13 protein-coding genes and 1 riboswitch are annotated in these 17,867 nt (G+C 73.6%); of the genes, 5 read left to right on the forward strand and 8 right to left on the reverse strand.

The genetic code is table 11. The features are described from left to right. Positions 1-149: 149 nt before the first annotated feature. The gene (gene metE, locus ACWCQK_RS00775; protein WP_451150373.1) at positions 150-2,468 is read left to right on the forward strand and encodes a 5-methyltetrahydropteroyltriglutamate--homocysteine S-methyltransferase; all 2,319 of its coding nucleotides are present in this window, start codon (positions 150-152) and stop codon (positions 2,466-2,468) included. Between the two features lie 618 nt (positions 2,469-3,086). Here the strand turns inward: metE and ACWCQK_RS00780 are convergent. The 4 genes from ACWCQK_RS00780 to ACWCQK_RS00795 form a co-directional block, all read right to left on the reverse strand. Then, positions 3,087-3,845, reverse strand: a complete 759-nt coding sequence (locus ACWCQK_RS00780) for a CbtA family protein (protein WP_451150375.1) — start codon at positions 3,843-3,845, stop codon at positions 3,087-3,089. A gap of 21 nt (positions 3,846-3,866) precedes the next feature. Further along, entirely contained in the window at positions 3,867-4,088 is a 222-nt protein-coding gene (locus ACWCQK_RS00785; protein ID WP_451150377.1) for a CbtB domain-containing protein, read from the reverse strand. A 38-nt stretch (positions 4,089-4,126) separates the two neighbouring features. Further along, positions 4,127-4,277, reverse strand: a riboswitch (cobalamin riboswitch). 156 nt (positions 4,278-4,433) lie between these two features. Continuing rightward, positions 4,434-5,519 carry an enoyl-CoA hydratase/isomerase family protein gene (locus ACWCQK_RS00790; protein WP_451150378.1) on the reverse strand — a complete coding sequence of 362 codons (1,086 nt, stop codon included), beginning with the start codon at positions 5,517-5,519 and terminating at the stop codon, positions 4,434-4,436. A 258-nt stretch (positions 5,520-5,777) separates the two neighbouring features. Beyond that, the gene (locus tag ACWCQK_RS00795) at positions 5,778-7,685 is read right to left on the reverse strand and encodes an ABC transporter ATP-binding protein (protein WP_451151752.1); all 1,908 of its coding nucleotides are present in this window, start codon (positions 7,683-7,685) and stop codon (positions 5,778-5,780) included. A gap of 171 nt (positions 7,686-7,856) precedes the next feature. Between ACWCQK_RS00795 and ACWCQK_RS00800 the strand changes: the two genes are divergently transcribed. After that, the gene (locus ACWCQK_RS00800; protein ID WP_451150379.1) at positions 7,857-8,789 is read left to right on the forward strand and encodes a lysylphosphatidylglycerol synthase transmembrane domain-containing protein; all 933 of its coding nucleotides are present in this window, start codon (positions 7,857-7,859) and stop codon (positions 8,787-8,789) included. A 156-nt stretch (positions 8,790-8,945) separates the two neighbouring features. Here the strand turns inward: ACWCQK_RS00800 and ACWCQK_RS00805 are convergent, their stop codons facing one another. Beyond that, positions 8,946-9,698 (reverse strand): SDR family oxidoreductase, encoded by a 753-nt coding sequence (locus tag ACWCQK_RS00805; RefSeq protein WP_451150380.1) that lies wholly within the window; start codon positions 9,696-9,698, stop codon positions 8,946-8,948. Between the two features lie 72 nt (positions 9,699-9,770). On the opposite strand from ACWCQK_RS00805, the gene ACWCQK_RS00810 reads away from it, so the two are divergent. Then, complete coding sequence (locus tag ACWCQK_RS00810) at positions 9,771-10,535, forward strand: crotonase/enoyl-CoA hydratase family protein (RefSeq protein ID WP_451150382.1); 765 nt, start codon at positions 9,771-9,773, stop codon at positions 10,533-10,535. A 108-nt stretch (positions 10,536-10,643) separates the two neighbouring features. Here the strand turns inward: ACWCQK_RS00810 and ACWCQK_RS00815 are convergent, their stop codons facing one another. From ACWCQK_RS00815 to ACWCQK_RS00825, 3 genes are read right to left on the reverse strand one after another with little or no spacing between them, the layout of a single operon-like run. Next, the gene (locus tag ACWCQK_RS00815; protein WP_451150384.1) at positions 10,644-11,867 is read right to left on the reverse strand and encodes an NAD(P)/FAD-dependent oxidoreductase; all 1,224 of its coding nucleotides are present in this window, start codon (positions 11,865-11,867) and stop codon (positions 10,644-10,646) included. Then, positions 11,864-13,291 carry an FAD-dependent oxidoreductase gene (locus tag ACWCQK_RS00820; RefSeq protein WP_451150386.1) on the reverse strand — a complete coding sequence of 476 codons (1,428 nt, stop codon included), beginning with the start codon at positions 13,289-13,291 and terminating at the stop codon, positions 11,864-11,866. Before ACWCQK_RS00820 ends, ACWCQK_RS00815 begins: the two co-directional genes overlap by 4 nt. Beyond that, positions 13,288-14,727, reverse strand: a complete 1,440-nt coding sequence (locus tag ACWCQK_RS00825; protein ID WP_451150388.1) for an FGGY family carbohydrate kinase — start codon at positions 14,725-14,727, stop codon at positions 13,288-13,290. Before ACWCQK_RS00825 ends, ACWCQK_RS00820 begins: the two co-directional genes overlap by 4 nt. Before the next feature lie 299 nt (positions 14,728-15,026). On the opposite strand from ACWCQK_RS00825, the gene ACWCQK_RS00830 reads away from it, so the two are divergent. Both ACWCQK_RS00830 and ACWCQK_RS00835 read left to right on the forward strand, forming a co-directional pair. Continuing rightward, complete coding sequence (locus tag ACWCQK_RS00830) at positions 15,027-16,010, forward strand: hypothetical protein (protein WP_451150390.1); 984 nt, start codon at positions 15,027-15,029, stop codon at positions 16,008-16,010. A 113-nt stretch (positions 16,011-16,123) separates the two neighbouring features. Next, positions 16,124-17,704, forward strand: coding sequence for an amino acid permease (locus ACWCQK_RS00835; RefSeq protein WP_451150392.1), 1,581 nt, complete (start codon positions 16,124-16,126; stop codon positions 17,702-17,704). Positions 17,705-17,867 lie beyond the last annotated feature (163 nt).

Raw genomic sequence — 17,867 nt, forward strand, 5'->3', positions numbered from 1 at the left:
TCCCGGTGACCGCGAGGGCGGGTCGGCGACCATACCAGGCGGAGTCGCCCGCGCCCTGTCGCGCGAGGTCGCACCCGTCCGGTCGTCACCCTTCGCGCTCTCGTCCCGTCTCCGGGATCTCAGGGATTCATCTCGCGAAGGAGATCTCCGTGACCAGCAAGCCACCGGCCGCGTCAGCACGGGCCACCGTGTACGGCTACCCCCGCCAGGGACAGAACCGCGAACTGAAGAAGGCGATCGAGGGCTACTGGAAGGGCCGCATCAGCGCCGACGCCCTCCGTGCCACCGCCGCCGAACTGCGCCGCGCGAACTGGCGGCGACTGACCGCGGCCGGCATCGACGAGGTGCCCACCGGCGACTTCTCGTACTACGACCACGTGCTGGACACCAGCGTCATGGTCGGCGCCGTCCCCGCACGCCACCGGGCCGCCGTCGAGGCGGACGCCCTGGACGGCTACTTCGCCATGGCGCGCGGCACCCAGGACGTGGCGCCGCTGGAGATGACGAAGTGGTTCGACACGAACTACCACTACCTGGTGCCGGAGCTGGGCCCGGACACCGTGTTCACGGCCGACTCGGCCCAGCAGGTCGGTGACCTGACACAGGCGCTCTCCCTGGGCCTGGCCGCCCGGCCCGTCCTCGTCGGTCCCGTCACCTACCTCCTGCTCGCCAAGCCCGCCCCGGGCGTCGCCGCCGACTTCGACCCGCTCACCCTGCTCGACCGTCTGCTCCCGGTGTACGCGGAGGTCCTCGCCGACCTGCGCGCGGCCGGCGCGCAATGGGCACAGCTGGACGAGCCCGCCCTCGTCCAGGACCGCACCCCGGCCGAACTGAACGCCGCCGCTCGCGCCTACCGTGAGCTCGGCGGTCTCGCCGACCGGCCGAAGCTGCTGGTCGCCTCCTACTTCGACCGGCTCGGCGACGCCCTGCCGGTGCTGGCCAAGGCGCCGGTGGACGGGCTCGCGCTCGACTTCACCGAGGCCGCGGCGGCCAACCTGGACGCGCTGGCCGCCGTGGGCGGACTGCCCGGCAAGCACCTGGTCGCCGGAGTCGTGGACGGCCGCAACATCTGGGTCAACGACCTGGAGAAGTCCCTCGCCACCCTGGGCACCCTGCTGGGGCTGGCCGACCACGTCGACGTCTCGGCCTCCTGCTCACTGCTCCACGTCCCGCTCGACGCCTGCGTCGAACACGACATCGAGCCGCAGATCCTGCGCTGGCTCGCCTTCGCCCGGCAGAAGACCACCGAGATCGTGACCCTCGCCAAGGGACTCGCCCAGGGCACCGGCACGATCACCGCGGAACTCAGCGCCAACCGCGCCGACCTCGCCTCCCGCGCCGGTTCACCGATCACCCACGACCCCGCCGTACGGGCGCGCAGCGGCGCGGTCACGGACGCCGACGGACGCCGGTCCCAGCCGTACGGCGAGCGGGCCGCGGCCCAGCGCGCCCACCTCGGCCTGCCCCTGCTGCCGACGACCACCATCGGCTCGTTCCCACAGACCGGTGAACTGCGCACCGCGCGGGCCGATCTGCGCGCCGGCCGCATCGACACGGTCGGCTACGAGGAGCGCATCAGGGCCGAGATCCGGGAGGTGATCTCCTTCCAGGAGAAGACCGGCCTGGACGTCCTGGTGCACGGCGAGCCCGAACGCAACGACATGGTGCAGTACTTCGCCGAGCGGCTCACCGGCTACCTCGCCACCCAGCACGGCTGGGTGCAGTCGTACGGCACGCGTTACGTCCGGCCGCCGATCCTGGCCGGTGACATCTCCCGTCCCGAGCCGATGACCGTACGCTGGACGGCGTACGCCCAGTCGCTCACCGGCCGTCCGGTCAAGGGCATGCTCACCGGGCCGGTCACCATGCTGGCGTGGTCCTTCGTCCGCGACGACCAGCCGCTCGGCGAGACCGCGCGGCAGGTGGCCCTCGCCCTGCGTGACGAGGTCGGCGATCTGGAGGCGGCGGGCACCTCGGTCATCCAGGTCGACGAGCCCGCCCTGCGGGAGACGCTGCCCCTGCGGGCCGCCGACCACGCCGCCTACCTGGCCTGGGCGACGGAGGCGTTCCGTCTCACCACCGGCGGGGTACGTCCGGACACGCAGATCCACACCCACATGTGCTACGCCGAGTTCGGTGACATCGTCCAGGCCATCGACGACCTCGACGCGGACGTCATCAGCCTGGAGGCCGCCCGCTCCCACATGCAGGTCGCCCGTGAACTCGCCGCCCACGGCTACCCGCGCGAGGCGGGACCCGGTGTGTACGACATCCACTCCCCGCGCGTCCCGGAGGCCGAGGAAGCGGCCGCGCTGCTGCGCACCGGCCTCAAGGCCATCCCCGCCGAGCGGCTGTGGGTCAACCCGGACTGCGGTCTGAAGACCCGCGGCTGGCCCGAGACCCGCGACTCCCTGGAGAACCTGGTCGCCGCGGCCCGCACGGTCCGCGGGGAACTGCCGCCCGCCTGACCCGGACACCGCTTCGGGCCGGGGTGCCGCGCGCGGCCCGGCCCGTCGCATGTCCCGTGCGTGGTAGTCGAGTTGCCCGGTGACGGTGATCCCGTCGAGTGAACGGGCCGTGTGGTTCGAGCGGTTCAGGAGGTCAGGCCGCGGTGGCCGCGCAGCAGGTCCGCGACGGCGCAGCGCAGGCAGTCGGTGACCGTGCCGGGCTGCGCCGGCGTGGCGGTGGGGCAGGGGCCCGGGTGGTCCGGCCCGGCCGCTCGCCGCGCCGGTGGCACGCCTGCGGCGGCGCGGAGACCAGGTCCTCCAGTGCCCGCAGCAGTCGCTCGGTCCGCTTGGCCTGATGGGCGAGGACCCGCACGCGGGCGCTCTGTCCGCCGATCTACCGTCGGCCGGCCATGAGTTGGTCGTACTCCGCCGGGGTCAGGGCGACCACCTCGTGGCCGCCGAGTGTGATGCGGCGCGGCTGCGGCTGTCTGCTCACTCGGGTCCTCCGCTTCTCGCCCGCGTGGTCAGCGGGTGATCGGCCGGGTCGATGCGTGCTGTCCGTGGTCCGGGTCGCCGGTGTCCGGAGAACGCGAGAGGGCCCCCGGACGGTTCCGCGGGCCCTCTCGTGTCTCGGCTCGTTCAGTTGGAGGCGGCGACTGCCCGCCCTGGTGCGACGGTCTCCGGCTCGGGGTGCAGCAGCCGTTCGGCCAACTCCCCGAACACGAGGCCGAATCCGGCCCACAGGGTGACCTGCATGGCGAGAGCCGATACGCGGAAGCGCCACAGCAGCGCGGCCGGGAAGTCGCCCGGTACCTCGTTGATGACGGGCAGGAACGCGTAGGCCAGTCCGATCACCACGGCGAAGGCGAGCACGGCGACGACCGTGGCGTACCAGGTGCCCAGGGCCGGCGCGAGGCGCTTGCCGAGGATCGTGGCGCCGACGGCCAGCAGCACGCTGAGGACCATCATCAGGAAGTACAGCGTGGTCCGCTTGCCGATGGTGTCGGGGTCGCCGACGGACGGCGGGTTGGCCGGGTACTTCAGGAACGGCACGACGTACACCGCGAGCAGTGCCACGCCGGACAGCAGCAGGGCCGTGGCCCGCGCGGAGAAACGGCCGACCCGGCCGAGCGCGAAGCAGTAGGCGAGCGCGGCGATACCGCCGAACGCGATCCCGTAGACCAGGACGCCGGTGGCGAGACCGGCGGTGGACTGGAGGGAACGGGAGACCAGTTCGACCTCGTGCTCGTGCGCGGGGGCGTGCGCCTCCTCGAAGCCGATGGCGCTGTCGACGCTGGGTTCACCGAGGAAGTAGGCCACGATCAGGGTCAGCACGCCGGCCGCGAGGCCGGCGAGCATGCCCCGCACGAGAAGGTTTCTTACGGTTGCGGAGTTCATGGGTCTGCGGCGTCCCTCGGGTCAGTGGCAGGGGAAGCCGAGAAGGTGGCGGGCGTCGTGCACCCACTCGTGGACTTCCGCGCCCGAGACGACGGAGGTGGCGCCCTGCTCCGCGCCGACGAAGTACAGCAGGACCAGCATCAGGACGCCGAAGAAGACCGCCCAGGGAGCGATCGCCGCGATCGGCAGTTTGGCGGGAAGGACAGGGGTGGTTGCGGTCGGCTGGGCGACGTGCTGCGCCATGGCAGGGGCCTCCTTTGGGAGTTCGCGTCCCATCTCGGTGGTGCACATGACGACGGCTACGGGTCTGACTCACGGGCCGCCCCGGCGGGGCTGCTCGCTCACAGTGGCGCGACCGTGCCGGATTTCCACCGGCTTCCGTTCTGTCGTCGTCGATACCGCACCGACGGTACCGCCTGGCGCGAACATGGCCAAGACCGGGCCACCTGCGTGATCTTCCTCTCGCGGCGGGCGGCCAGGCCCGGGTGACGTGCGCGGTCACGACCACGGATCCGTGACCGGCCTACCCGGGCCCGGCGTGCGGGGGCCCGCCCAGGAGCACGCGTCAGATGAGCGCGACGGTACCGCTCACCGGGCCCCCTCCGGCGGGATGTCGGGTCCGGCCAGGCCGAGTTCGCGTTCGCCGAGGGGGGCGAAGAAGCGGGCGACGTCGGCGTCGGTGACCTCCGCGAGGGTGGCCGGCGACCAGTGCGGGTCGCGGTCCTTGTCGATGACCTGGGCGCGGATTCCCTCCACCAGGTCGGGGGTCGACAGGGCCGCGCAGGAGACGCGGTACTCCTGGTCCAGGACCCGTTCCAGCGAGCCGAGCCGGCGGGCACGGCGCAGGGCGGCGAGGGTGACCTTCAGGGCGGTGGGCGACCTGCCGAGCAGGGTCTGGGCGGCCTCCTTGGCGGCCAGGTCGCCGTGGACGAGCAGCCGCTGGACGATCTCCTCGACGCTGTCGGCCGCGTAGCAGTCGTCGATCCACGCCCGGTGTCCCGCCAGTTGTCCGGGCGACGGCTGCCGTACATGGCGTGCGAGGGCGTCCCGTACGGGCGTCCCGGCGAGGTCGCCGACGAGGTCCGGCAGCGCGGCGGACGGTACGCAGTGGTCGGCGAGTCCGCACAGCACGGCGTCGGCGGCGCCGATCTGCGCTCCGGTCAGCGCGAGGTGGGTGCCCAGTTCGCCGGGCGCGAGCGCGAGCAGGTGGGTGCCGCCCACGTCCGGCACGAACCCGATGCCGGTCTCCGGCATGGCGATCCGGGACCGCTCGGTGACCACGCGGACGCCGCCGTGGGCGGAGAGGCCGACGCCGCCGCCCATGACGATCCCGTCCATGACGGCGACGTACGGCTTGGGGTAGCGCGCGATGCGCGCGTTGAGCCGGTACTCGTCGCGCCAGAACGCGGCGGCGACGCTGCCGTCCCCGTCGCGGGCGTCGTCGTGGACCACCCGGATGTCGCCGCCCGCGCACAGGGCACGGTCCCCGGCACCGGTGAGGACGACGGTCTCGACGGCCGGGTCGTGCTCCCAGGCGGTGAGCGCCTCGTCGATGCGGCGCACCATCGCGTGGTTCAGCGCGTTGAGGGCCCTGGGACGGTTGAGGGTGATGTGGGCGGCCCGTCCGGTGATGCTCAACAGCACCGCCTCCTGGCCGTCGCCCGTTCCGCTCATGCCACTCGCTCCGTTCGTCGCGTCCATGCCGGTCTTGCGCACGCTCCCGTCGAGCCGCGGCCCACGAGGTCGCGCTCGCCCGGTCTCGTCGGAGCCTTCCAGCGTCCCGGGCCCCGTCTCTTGATCCTCTCCGGGAGACGGGGCAGGTCCAAATCCTCGCGCCGTCGTGGTCCCGTGACCGGCTCGTCCGGTGCGCACGGCGCCCCGGGGGCGCCCGGGTGGGTACGGGGTCGCGGGGCGGCGGGGCAGCTGGTTCGCCTACGCGGCCGTTCCCTCCGCCGATGCGATCTCCGCCACGGTGTCGGTGGCCGCGGGCTGCGCGAACTGGGTGCGGTACAGCTCCGCGTAGCGGCCGTCGGCCGCCAGGAGCTGTTCGTGGGTGCCGCGTTCCAGGACGCGGCCCGACTCGATCACCAGGATCTGGTCCGCCGCCCGCACCGTGGACAGCCGGTGGGCGATCACGATCGCGGTGCGGCCGGCCAGGGCCTCGGTGAGCGCCTCCTGGACGGCCGCCTCCGAGGTGTTGTCGAGGTGGGCGGTGGCCTCGTCGAGGATGACGACCCGCTGGCGGGCCAGCAGCAGCCGGGCGATGGTCATGCGCTGGCGTTCGCCTCCCGAGAGGCGGTAGCCGCGTTCGCCGACGACCGTGTCGAGGCCGTCGGGCAGGGCGCGGACGAGGTCGTCGAGACGGGCGCGGCGCAGGGCGTCCCACAGTTCGGCCTCGGTGGCGGCGGGCCGGGCGAGCAGCAGGTTGGCGCGGACCGACTCGTGGAAGAGGTGGCCGTCCTGGGTGACCATGCCGAGGGTGGCGCGCAGGGAGGCGGGGGTGAGGTCGCGGACGTCGACACCGCCGAGGCGTACGGCGCCCTCGTCGACGTCGTACAGGCGCGGCAGGAGCTGCGCGATCGTGGACTTGCCGGCGCCGGAGGAGCCGACGAGGGCGATGGTCTGGCCGGGTTCGGCGCGGAAGGAGACGCCGTGCAGGACCTCGGAGCCGTCGCGGGTGTCCAGGACCGCGACCTCCTCCAGGGAGGCGAGGGAGACCTTGTCGGCGGACGGGTAGCCGAAGCGGACGTCGTCGAACTCGACGGAGACCGGCCCTTCGGGCACCTCGCGCGCGCCCGGCCGTTCCGCGATGAGCGGTTCGAGGTCGAGCACCTCGAACACCCGCTCGAAGCTGACGAGTGCGCTCATCACCTCGACGCGGGCCCCGGCGAGCGCGGTGAGGGGGGCGTAGAGGCGGGTCAGGAGCAGGGCGAGGGAGACGACCGCGCCGGGCTCCAGGGTGCCGCGCAGCGCGAACCAGCCGCCGAGGCCGTAGACGAGGGCCAGGGCCAGGGCCGAGACCAGCGTCAGGGCCGTCATGAACACCCACTGGGTCATGGCCGTACGCACCCCGATGTCCCGGACATGGCCGGCCCGGACCGCGAACTCCGCCGACTCGTCCTCCGGCCGGCCGAACAGTTTCACCAGGGTGGCGCCGGGGGCGGAGAAGCGCTCGGTCATCCGGGTGCCCATCGCCGCGTTGAGCGTGGCCGCCTCGCGCTGCATACGGGCCATCCGGCCGCCCATGCGCCGGGCGGGCAGGACGAAGACGGGGAGCAGGCCCAGGGCGAGCAGGGTGATCTGCCAGGACAGGGTGAGCATGACGGCGAGGGTGAGCAGCAGCGTGACCAGGTTGCTGACCACCCCGGAGAGCGTGTTGCTGAACGCGCGCTGGGCGCCGATGACGTCGTTGTTGAGACGGGAGACGAGCGCCCCCGTACGAGTGCGTGTGAAGAACGCCACCGGCATCCGCTGCACATGATCGAACACCGCCGTCCGCAGATCGAGGATGAGCCCCTCGCCGAGCGTCGCCGACAGCCCTCTGCCCAGGATGCCGAGCGCCGCCTCCAGCACCGCGATGAGCGCGATGAGCAGGGCGAGGCGGACGACCGTGCCCTCGTCCCCGTGCGTCACGATCGCGTCGACGACACGTCCGGCCAGGACGGGTGTCGCCACCGCCAGCAGCGCGGTCAGCACGCCGAGGAGGACGAACAGCGCGATGCGGCGGCGGTGCGGGCGGGCGAACACGCCGATGCGGCGCAGGGTCGCACGGGCGTAGGGACGGCGTTCCTGCTGGGCGTTCATGACGCTGTACAGCTGCGTCCAGGCGGTGGTTTCCATGCTCATGAGAGAGAACGTAGAACCTCAAGTTTCGTTGAGGTCAATGTCCGGCCGAAACACGCGCAGACGAAGGACCCGATGACCTGCACTCCCCAGCCGCTTCCCGTCCGTAAGCCGCCGTCCCCACTGTCGCAACCCCTCGTTGACGTGGTGCGGAAACCCTCTCCGAATGTGACACGCGTCCCCGTCCGCAAGATTCTGTGCCTGCTTCCGTTGCTGATCCTCGGCGTGGTCGCGGTCCAGCACCGGTCGGTGCTCGCCGAGGGCTTCGGCCATCTCAGGGGCGCCGAGTGGCCCTGGCTGCTGGCCGCGGCCGCCGCCACCTGTCTGACCTGGGTCGCCGCGGCCTTCACCCGGCAGGGCGCGGTGGTCGAACGGCTGCCCAAACGGCGGCTGCTCGCCACCCAGTTCGCGGCGGGCGCGGCCAACCACCTGCTGCCCACCGGGCTGGGCGCGAGCGCCGTCAACCTGCGCTTCATGACGGTGTGCGGGGTGCCGCTGGCCCGCTCCTCGGCCGCCCTCGCGCTGTATCTGCTCGCCGAGTCCGTGGGCCGGCTGGGCCTGCTGACGGCCCTGCTCCTCGCCTTCCCGCACGCGCTGCGGATCGGCACGCTGCTGCCGCACGCCGCGCTCGGCCCGCTGCTGTGGGGCATCGGCGCCGTCGTGGTGGTGGCCACGGGCGTGCTCGTGCTGGTCCGGCGGCTGCGTACGGCGGTGTTCTCCTTCCTGCGCACCGCGCTGGGCGAGGCGCGCTCGGTGCACACCCGTCCGTCGCGCGCGTTCGCCCTGTGGGGCGGTTCGCTGGCGTTCCCCGCCCTCCAGGCCGCCGGTCTGGCCGCGGTGGGACAGGCGCTGGGGCTGCCGGTGCCGCCCACACACATCGCGCTGGCGTATCTCGCGGCGACCGTCGCCGTGGCCCTGGTGCCCACGCCGGGCGGACTCGGCTCGGTCGAGGCGGCCCTGATCGTGGCGCTGGTCGCGGCGGGCGGGCCGGTGGCGCTGGCCACGGCGGTGGTCCTGGCGTACCGGATCATCACGGTGTGGCTGCCCTTGCTGCCGGGCGCGCTGACGCTGGGCGCGCTGGTGCGCCTGAAGGTCATCTGACCGGGACACGCGCGCCGGGGCTGTGACTGCGCCGGGGCTGCGCGGCTGCGGCTGCGGCTGCGGCTGCGGCTGCGGCTGGTCACGATCCCGGGGGATGCGTCGGGGTTACGGCCGCTCACGACCCACCACCCCCTCGTGTCCCATATGTCACACCTGTCACCAGGGCACGGGCCTGCCGTCCCGGAAGAAGCCGCCGTTCGGGCCGTCGTCGGGGAGGGTGGCCGCCCAGACCACCCCGGCCGCGCCCTCGGGCACGGGGCGGCCGCCACCGCCCATGTCCGTGGCGGTCCAGCCCGGGCAGACGGCGTTCACCAGGACCCCGTGCCGGCCCAGCTCGCCGGCCAGGAGCCGGGTGAGGGCGTTGAGCGCGGCCTTGGAGACGCTGTAGGCGGGCGTGCCTCCGGTCATCCCGGCCAGCGAGCCGCCCTCGCTGCTGACGTTGACCACCCGGGGGTGCGGACTGCGCCGGAGCAGCGGCAGCAGCGCCTGGGTGACCCGCCAGGCGCCGAACAGGTTGGTCTCCATGGCCCGGTGGACCTCGTCGAGGTCGGCCGAACGGGCCTGCGCCCAGGTGTCGTAGAGGATCGCCGCGTTGTTGACCACGACGTCCACGCGCCCGAGGTCACGGGTCACCCGGTCCGCCATCGCGGCCACGCTCGCCTCGTCGGCGACGTCGAGCCGAACGGCGGTCACCCGTCGGCCGCCGGGATCGACGCGCTGGGCGGCGGCCTCACCCTTGGCGAGGTCGCGGGCGCCCAGCACCACGTGATGGGCGCCGCCGTCGGCGAGCTGGCGCACCACCTCGTAGCCGATGCCGCGGTTGGCGCCGGTGACCACGGCGACGAGCGGTGTTCCGGTACTGCCGGTAGTGCCGGTGCCTCCGGTACCGCCGTTGCGTCGTACTGCCATCGGGAACTCCTGTGAGTAACTCGTCCCGGAGGACACGTCGTACGGACGCGTCGTACAGAAGGGGATTCCACCATGCCGATCCGGACGGAACGCCGGGGACACGTCACCACTGTGGTGCTCTCCCGCCCCGAGGTGCGCAACGCGGTGGACGGCCCGACGGCCGCCGAACTCGCGGCCGCCTTCCGTGAGTTCGAGGCGGACGACGAGGCGCGGGTGGCGGTGCTGTGGGGTGAGGGCGGTACGTTCTGCGCGGGCGCCGATCTCAAGGCGATGGGCGGCGGGGACGGCAACCGGGTGGCCGAGGACGGCGACGGGCCGATGGGTCCGACCAGGATGCGGCTGTCCAAACCGGTGATCGCCGCCGTCGCCGGGCACGCCGTGGCCGGCGGCCTGGAGCTGGCGCTCTGGTGCGATCTGCGGGTGGCCGAGGAGGACGCCGTGTTCGGGGTCTTCTGCCGCCGCTGGGGCGTGCCGCTCATCGACGGCGGCACGGTACGGCTGCCCCGGCTGATCGGTACGAGCCGTGCCCTGGACCTGATCCTGACGGGCCGCCCGGTCCCGGCCCGGGAGGCGTACGAGATGGGACTCGCGAACCGGGTGGTCCCCACCGGCACGGCGCGCGCCGCGGCCGAGGAGCTGGCCGCGGCGATCGCCGGCTTTCCCCAGGCGTGCCTGCGCGGCGACCGGGCCTCGGTCCTCGACCAGGAAGGCCTGGACGAGACGGCGGCCCTGCGCGGCGAACTCCACCATGGAAGAGCCGTGTTGGAGGAGGGGCTGGCGGGTGCTGCACGGTTCGCCGGTGGTGCGGGGCGGCACGGGTCGTTCGACGACCGGTGAGCGGCCAGGCGTCCAGGCGGTCAAGCGGTCAAGCGGTGAGACCGCAAGGCGGTCAGACGGCCAGGCGGTCAGACGGCCAGGCGGCCACGCGGTCAGGCGGCCAGACGGTCAGGCCGTCGACACCCGCACCGGGCCGCCTGTCGGGTCGACCCGACGGGTCCAGGCCGCGGTCAGGGGCAGCGGGCGGTTCGGCAGCACCGTACGGAGCCGCGGGGACTCGGTGTGCAGGAGCCGGCCGTCCTGGGTGACACGCAGGACAGGGCGGGTGAGGACCACCGAGGTGCGCAGGACGTACGGGATGCGGTCGGCCGGGGTGACCCGGTTCGGGGCGATCCAGCGCAGGGGCGCGGCCACGAGCAGGGGGACGCCGTCGGGCCGCTCGCCGGTCGCGAGCCACGCGCGGACCTCGGCCGCCGCGTGCGCGCCCTCACGGACCGCGGTCGCCGCGCTCTCCACGGCGTGCAGCACACTGCCCACGGCGAACACGCCCGGCCGTGAGGTGTGCAGCGTGCCGTCGACGGCCGGCCCCCGGGTGCCGGGGTCCAGCGACAGCCGTCCGCGCCGCGCCAGTTCGTGGTCGGGGACGAAGTCGCCGGTGAAGACGACCGTGTCGCAGGCGAGCGTGGTCGTACGGCCGTCGCGGTGGCGGACGCGGACACCCGACAGGCGTCCGTGTCCGACGAGTTCGGTGACGGTGGTGTCGGTCAGCAGGGGAACGCCGTGCCGCAGCCGGGAGTCGGCGGCGCGTGCCCGCGCCGTCTGGGCGCACGGCAGGTCGGTCACCAGGGCGACGACGTCGGCTCCGGCGGCCCGTACGGTGGCGGCGGCGCGGTACGAGACGTCCTGCGCGCCCACCACCACCGCGCGCGTGCCGATGTGCTGCCCGTACAGGTGCACCGCCTGCTGGAGTTCGCCGGTGGTGTACACACCGGCGGGGCGGGTGCCGGGCACCAGCCGTGCGGCGCGCGGGCGTTCGCGGGCGCCGGTGGCCAGGACGACCGCCCGCGCGGCGATCGGCTCCGGGCCGCCGGGGCCGACCGTGTGCAGGGAGAGCGGTCCGGCCCAGTCGAGAGCCGTCACGCCGGTGCGGACGCGCGCGCCGGCGCCGGTGGCCGCCTCCGTGAGCAGGCGCGCGTACCGCGGGCCGGTGAGCGGGTGCGCCCAGGTGCCGTAGCCGCCGTGCGCGCAGTGCCGGGGTACCCCCCCGGCCTCTTGCTCACGCTCCAGCACCTCGACTCGGCCCGCGCCCGCGGCGGCGAGCCGGGCGGCCGTCGCGAGCCCGGCGGGCCCGGCTCCGACGACGAGGACGTCGACCTGGCGCACGGCCGTCACGACCGGGCCTCCTCGAACAGCGCCCGGACCGTCGCGCCGCAGTAGAACCCCTGGCAGCGGCCCGCCCGCGCCCGGGTGCGGCGGCGCAGGCCGTCGAGGGTGGCCGGGGGGATCGTGGCGGCCAGGGCGTCACGGATCTCGCCGCGTGAGACGCGTTCGCAGTGGCAGACGAGGGTGCCGTACTCCGGGTCGGCGGCGATGAGTTCGGCCCGCTGGTAGGGGCGCGTGAACGCCTCGCCGAGGTTGGGCATGCGGACCGGCTCCAGCTCCCGTACCGGGGCGGGGTCGAGCCCGTCGGCGACGAGCAGTTCGACGACGTGCGCGGCGATGGCGAGGGACGCCGTCAGCCCGGTGGAGCGGATGCCGCCGACGGTGACGTACGCCTGCCCGGGGTGCGCGCGGATGCGGTAGTCGTCGTGCTCGGTGGCGGCGCGCAGGCCCGCGTAGACGGCGGTGACCTCCTCGGCGAGCAGCTCGGGCAGGATGCGACGGCCCCTCTCGCGCAGCCGTGTGAGCGCCTCGGCGGTCGAGCCGGTGGCCCCTCTGTCGTCCAGGTCCTCGGCGGTGGGGCCGAGCAGTACGTTGCCGTAGACGGTGGGGGCGACCAGGACGCCCTTGCCGAGCGCGGTGGGGACGGGCAGCAGGATGTGGCGGACCAGGTCGCGGGCGGGCTTGTCGAAGACGACGAGCTGGCCCCGGCGCGGGGTGACCGTGAAGTCGTGGTGGCCGAGCAGGCGGTCGAGGGTGTCGGCGTGCAGACCGGCCGCGTTGACCAGCCTGCGGGCGCGCAGTTCGCCCCGGGGGGTGCTGAGGACGTGGACGCCGTCCCGCCGGTTCACCTGCTCCACAGGGGTGTTGAGGTGGAGGTCGACACCGTGCCGGACCGCCTGGGTGGCGTAGGCGAGGGTCGTCGTCCAGGGGCAGACGATGCTCTCGCCGGGCACGTGCAGGGCGCCCAGCGCGCCGGGGCCGAGGCGCGGCTCGCGGGCGTACAGCTCGGCGACGTCCAGCAGCCGGGTGGTGTGATGGTCGTTGCGCTCGGCCTTGTCCGCGAGCCGGGGCAGGGCGGCGAGCTGTTCCTCGTCCCAGGCGACGAGCAGCGCGCCGACCGGTTCGACGGGGATGCCGCACTCGGCGGCGTACGCGGTCAGCAGCCGCGCGCCCTCGCGGACGAGACGCGCTTCCAGGGAGCCGGGGACGGCGTCGAAACCGGTGTGCAGGATCGCGGTGTTGGCCTTGGACGTGCCCTGGCCGACGTCGTCCTGCGCCTCGACGAGCGCGACCCGCAGCGCCGGGTGCCGGGCGAGCTCCCGGGCGATCGCGCACCCCACGACTCCGGCCCCTACGACGGCCACGTCGTACGTCGTCGCGGGCAGGGGACCGGGCGGAGGATCGAGCGGGGGGTCCGGTGTGCCGACCGTCACGCGGGCGTTCCGTCGAGGAGGCCGGTCACGGCGGTGTGGAAGGCGGCGCGGCGTTCGGCCGCCTCGTCGGCGGTGATACGCGGTTCGTAGACGGCGGCGGGCTTCCAGTCGGGCAGGGCGTCGGCGACCGTCAGCCCGGGGGTGGCGCCGAGCTGGGCCAGCGCGCCGGTGCCCAGGGCGGTCGCGTCGGGCAGCGCGGAGACCTCCACGGGCCGTTGCAGCAGGTCGGCCTGGGTCTGCATGAGCAGGGCGGAGCGGGTGAGGCCGCCGTCGACGCGCAGTTCGGTGAGCGGGACGCCCTGGTCGGTCGCGGCGGCCTCGGCGAGAGCGGTCACCTGGGCGGCGAGGCCCTCGCACAGGGCGCGCACCACGTGTCCGGGACCGGTGTCGAGGCCGAGCCCGCTGAGCGAGCCGCGGACGTCGCCCCGCCACCAGGGAGCGGCGAGGCCGGCCAGCGCCGGTACGAAGGTGACGCCGCCGGTGTCGGGGACCGTGCCGCCCACCCGGTCGAGGTCGGCGGCGCCGGTGATGACGCCGAGTCCGGTGAGCCAGCGGACGGCGGAGGCCGCCGTGTAGACCTGCCCGTCGAGGCAGTATCCGGTGCAGCCGTCCAGGCGCCAGGCGACGCAGCTGACCAGTCCTGAGGTGCCGCGTATCGGGGTGTCACCGGTGTGGGAGAGGAGGAACGCGCCGGTGCCGTAGGTGCACTTGGCGCCGCCGGGCTCGGTGACGCGCTGGGCGAGCAGGGCGGCCTGCTGGTCGACGACGAGGCCGGTGAGCGGGATCTCGGGGCCGAAGGCGGTGGTGGTGCCGACGGGCACGGCGTTGTCGACGACGTCCGGGAGCCGTTCGCCGGACAGCCCGTACAGGTCGAGGGCGCGCGGCGACCAGGTGGTGAGGTCGAGGTCGAGGAGCTGGGTGCGGCCGGCGGTCGCGGCGTCGGTGACGTAGGCGCCGGTGAGGCGGTGCACGAGCCAGGTGTCGCTGGTGGTGACGACTCCCTCGCGGGTGAGGTGCCGTCGTATCCAGGCCATCTTGGGCGCGGCGAAGTAGGGATCGAGGGGCAGCCCGGTGAGATCACGCAACTCATCGGCGTGGTGGGCCATTTCGGCGCAGACCGAGTCGGCGCGGCGGTCCTGCCAGACGAGCGCGTCGGTCAGCGGGCGGCCGCTTCCCGGATCCCAGGCGAGCACCGTCTCGCCCTGGTTGGCGAGACCGAGGGCGGTGACGGGCTCCCCCGCCTCGGCCAGCGCGCGCGTCCCGGCCTCGACGACCGAGGCGAAGAGCTCGCCGGGGTCGACCTCGACCAGTCCACCGGGCAGATGACGGGGGTGCACGGCGGTGAACCCGGTGCCGATGACGCCGCGTTCGGGGCAGATCACCAGCGCCTTGGTTCCGGACGTGCCCTGGTCGACAGCGAGCACCGGACCTGTCATCGCGCCCCTTTTCCGAGTGATCCGGAAGTGATCACAGCCCGACAGCCTGCCGTCGCCGCAGGTACCGCGTCAAGCGACGGCCGCCCCCGCGCCCACCTCGTCGTTCGCTGGCTGAAGAACAGTCAACTACCCGTGTACATAACGAAGTTCGCGACGAACGGGAAAGCATGGGTGATGCGGAACGGCCGCCTCTATAGTGACCGCCGTCCCGGCGATCTCCTCGACATGCCGCCCAGAGGAGGGCTGTTGTTACTCCACCCTGCCGTCTTGCCCCGCCCTCGCCCGAGGACGGCCGGCTGATGGCCAGAGAAGGAGCCCGGCCCTCCTACGACCCGGCGGGCCACGACTCCGCGCTGCGCGCCGCCCTCCAGGAGCTGCGCACCGGACGGTGGATGTCGATGCGCGGGCTGCTCGCCGAGACCACGGCATGGTGGCAGTGGACGCGGCGCACCCAGGTGCTGGCGACCGCGGCAGCCGGTACCGACGTGGTGCGGGCCTGGCTCGCGGAGGAGCCGTCCAGTGTCCCGGCCACGGTGATGCACGCCAGGGTCGCCGTGGAACGGGCCCTGCGGGCGCACCGCGAGGGCCACCGCCGGGCCCATGAGCTGTGGATCGAGGCCTGGGACGCGAGCAGGACCGCCGCCGACGCCGCCGCACCGGATCCGGTCCCGTGGGTGTGCCTGCTGTCGCTCGCCCAGCTGGACCGGCGGCGGCTGTGGGACGAGCACCGGGTGGCGGCGCCCGAGCCGACGCTGCCGCCCGGCCCGTGGGGCCTGCTGGCCGAGGCCGACCGGCGCGACCCGTACAACCGCGAGGCCCACCACCGGATGCTCCAGTTCCTGTACAAGCACGCGGCCTCGGAGCGGCTGGCCGAGGCGACCGACTACGCGCAGCGGGCCGCCGCCGCCGCGCCGCCGGGCTCCGCGCTGCATCTGCTGCCGCTGTACGTCCGGGCCGAGCGCTACCGGCGCGGCGGCGGCCGCGACGCCGCGCTGGACCTGCACTGGGTGGCGGAGGACGCCACCCGCGAGGCGCACCGGGCGCTGCTCTCCTGGTTCGAGCGGACCGGCGCCGAGGAGCGTTCTCCGCTGGACCTCAACCATCTGGCGCACGCCCTCTGGGGCGCGCTGCGGTTCCCGGACGCGGCCCGGGTGTTCGAGGCGCTCGGGCCGTACTACACGCCCGTGCCCTGGGCGTATCGCGCCCCGGAGGGCGGCGGCGGCATGGAGATCTTCCTCCAGGCCCGGACCCGCTCCCGGGCCGCCGCGGACGACCCCGGCTGACGGCCCGGCGGACGGCCCCTGCCGACGGCCCCGCCGACGCCCCCGCCGGATGGTCCCCGACGTTCCCCCCACCGATGTTCCCCCGATCACCCCTCTCCCTACGGAGGTTCCGTATGTCCCGCACCTCTGATCCGTCCGATCCGCCCCTGTCCACGGCGAGTTCCCTCGACGCCTCCCTGGAGGGTCCGCGGGCCGCGCACAGTCCGCACGACGAGGAACAGCGACTGCGCGAACTCGGCTACCGTCCGGTGCTGGCCCGCCGCATGGGCGGCTTCGGCAACTTCGCGATCAGCTTCTCGGTGATCTCGATCCTGTCCGGCTGCATGACCCTGTACGGATTCGGCATGGGCGCCGGCGGCCCCGCCGTGATGCTGTGGGGCTGGGCCGGAGTCGGCCTGTTCGTGCTGTGCGTGGGGCTCGCCCTGGCCGAGGTGACCAGCGCGTATCCGACGTCCGGCGCCCTGTACTACATGGCCGACCGGCTCGGCGGCCGACGCTGGGGCTGGTACACGGGCTGGCTGAATCTGCTCGGCCTGCTCGGCGCGATCGCCGGTATCGACTACGGCGCGGCGCTGTTCGCCGGGGCCTTCGCCAACCTCCAGTGGGGCTTCGAGCCGACGCCCGGCAAGACGATGCTGATCTTCGCCGCGATCCTGCTGCTGCACGCCGTGCTGAACCTGTTCGGAGTGCGGCTTGTCAGCGTGCTCAACTCGATCAGCGTGTGGTGGCACCTGGCGGGCGTCGCGCTGATAGTCGGCGCGCTGGCGATCGTCCCCGACCACCACCAGTCGCCGTCCTTCGTGTTCACGGAGTTCGTCAACGACACCGGCTGGGACAACCCGCTGTACGTGGCCGCGATCGGCCTGCTGCTCGCCCAGTACACCTTCTCCGGCTACGACGCCTCCGCCCATCTCTCGGAGGAGACCTCCAACGCCTCGGTGTCGGCGGCACGCGGCATCGTCCGCTCCATCTGGGTGTCGTGGCTGGCCGGATTCGTCCTGCTCGCCGGTCTCACCTTCGCCATCCAGGACTACGACGCCACCCGGGCCAGCGAGACCGGGGTGCCGCCCGCGCAGATCCTGCTCGACGGGCTCGGCACGGACGGCGCGAGCGCGCTGCTGATCGTCGTGATCATCGCCCAGTTGTTCTGCGGGAACGCCGAGGTCGCCGCGGCCAGCCGGATGGTGTTCGCGTTCAGCCGGGACAAGGCCCTGCCCGGCTCCGACCTCTGGCGCCGGGTCAGCAGCCGTACCCAGACCCCGGTCGCGGCCGTATGGCTGTCGGTGGTGGTGGCCGGCCTCCTCGCGCTGCCGTCGCTGTACTCGGCGACCGCGTACGGGGCGGTCACCGCCATCAACGTCATCGGCATCACCCCGGCGTACGCCATCCCCGTGCTGCTGCGGCTGCGCGCGGGCGACCGTTTCCAGCCGGGCCCCTGGCACCTGGGCCGCTGGAGCAGGCCGATCGGCTGGATCGCCGTGGTGTGGGTGGCCTGTGTGACGGTGCTGTTCTGCCTGCCGCAGTCGTCGCCGGTGACGGTGGACACGATGAACTACGCGTCCGTGGCCCTCGCCGTCGTACTGGTCCTCGCCACGGTGTGGTGGTTCGTCGCCCGCCGTTCGTACGGGACGCCCACGACCGCCGCCTACGGCTCCGACCGCGAACAGGCCGAACTGGCCGAGGGAATCGTCTGACCGGCGCATTCGGTCCGCCGCTCCTGGTACGAACTGCTGTGCCGGATACGGCAGGATGAGCGGTCGCGCCCGTCACCGTCGTCCCGGACGGGGCCGGCGCGACCGCACATCCCGCAATCGAGCAGGTGACAACGTGACGAGACTTCACAGCCGGCCGCCGGCG

This window comes from Streptomyces sp. NPDC002306 (assembly GCF_053593435.1).

What these genes read in the sequence shown, in the direction of transcription:
- ACWCQK_RS00780 (WP_451150375.1), bottom strand. Translation starts at nt 3,845, where the DNA reads ATGAACTCCGCAACCGTAAGAAACCTTCTCGTGCGGGGCATGCTCGCC.
- ACWCQK_RS00785 (WP_451150377.1), bottom strand. Translation starts at nt 4,088, where the DNA reads ATGGCGCAGCACGTCGCCCAGCCGACCGCAACCACCCCTGTCCTTCCC.
- ACWCQK_RS00790 (WP_451150378.1), bottom strand. Translation starts at nt 5,519, where the DNA reads ATGAGCGGAACGGGCGACGGCCAGGAGGCGGTGCTGTTGAGCATCACC.
- ACWCQK_RS00795 (WP_451151752.1), bottom strand. Translation starts at nt 7,685, where the DNA reads ATGGAAACCACCGCCTGGACGCAGCTGTACAGCGTCATGAACGCCCAG.
- ACWCQK_RS00805 (WP_451150380.1), bottom strand. Translation starts at nt 9,698, where the DNA reads ATGGCAGTACGACGCAACGGCGGTACCGGAGGCACCGGCACTACCGGC.
- ACWCQK_RS00810 (WP_451150382.1), top strand. Translation starts at nt 9,771, where the DNA reads ATGCCGATCCGGACGGAACGCCGGGGACACGTCACCACTGTGGTGCTC.
- ACWCQK_RS00825 (WP_451150388.1), bottom strand. Translation starts at nt 14,727, where the DNA reads ATGACAGGTCCGGTGCTCGCTGTCGACCAGGGCACGTCCGGAACCAAG.
- ACWCQK_RS00830 (WP_451150390.1), top strand. Translation starts at nt 15,027, where the DNA reads ATGGCCAGAGAAGGAGCCCGGCCCTCCTACGACCCGGCGGGCCACGAC.
- ACWCQK_RS00835 (WP_451150392.1), top strand. Translation starts at nt 16,124, where the DNA reads ATGTCCCGCACCTCTGATCCGTCCGATCCGCCCCTGTCCACGGCGAGT.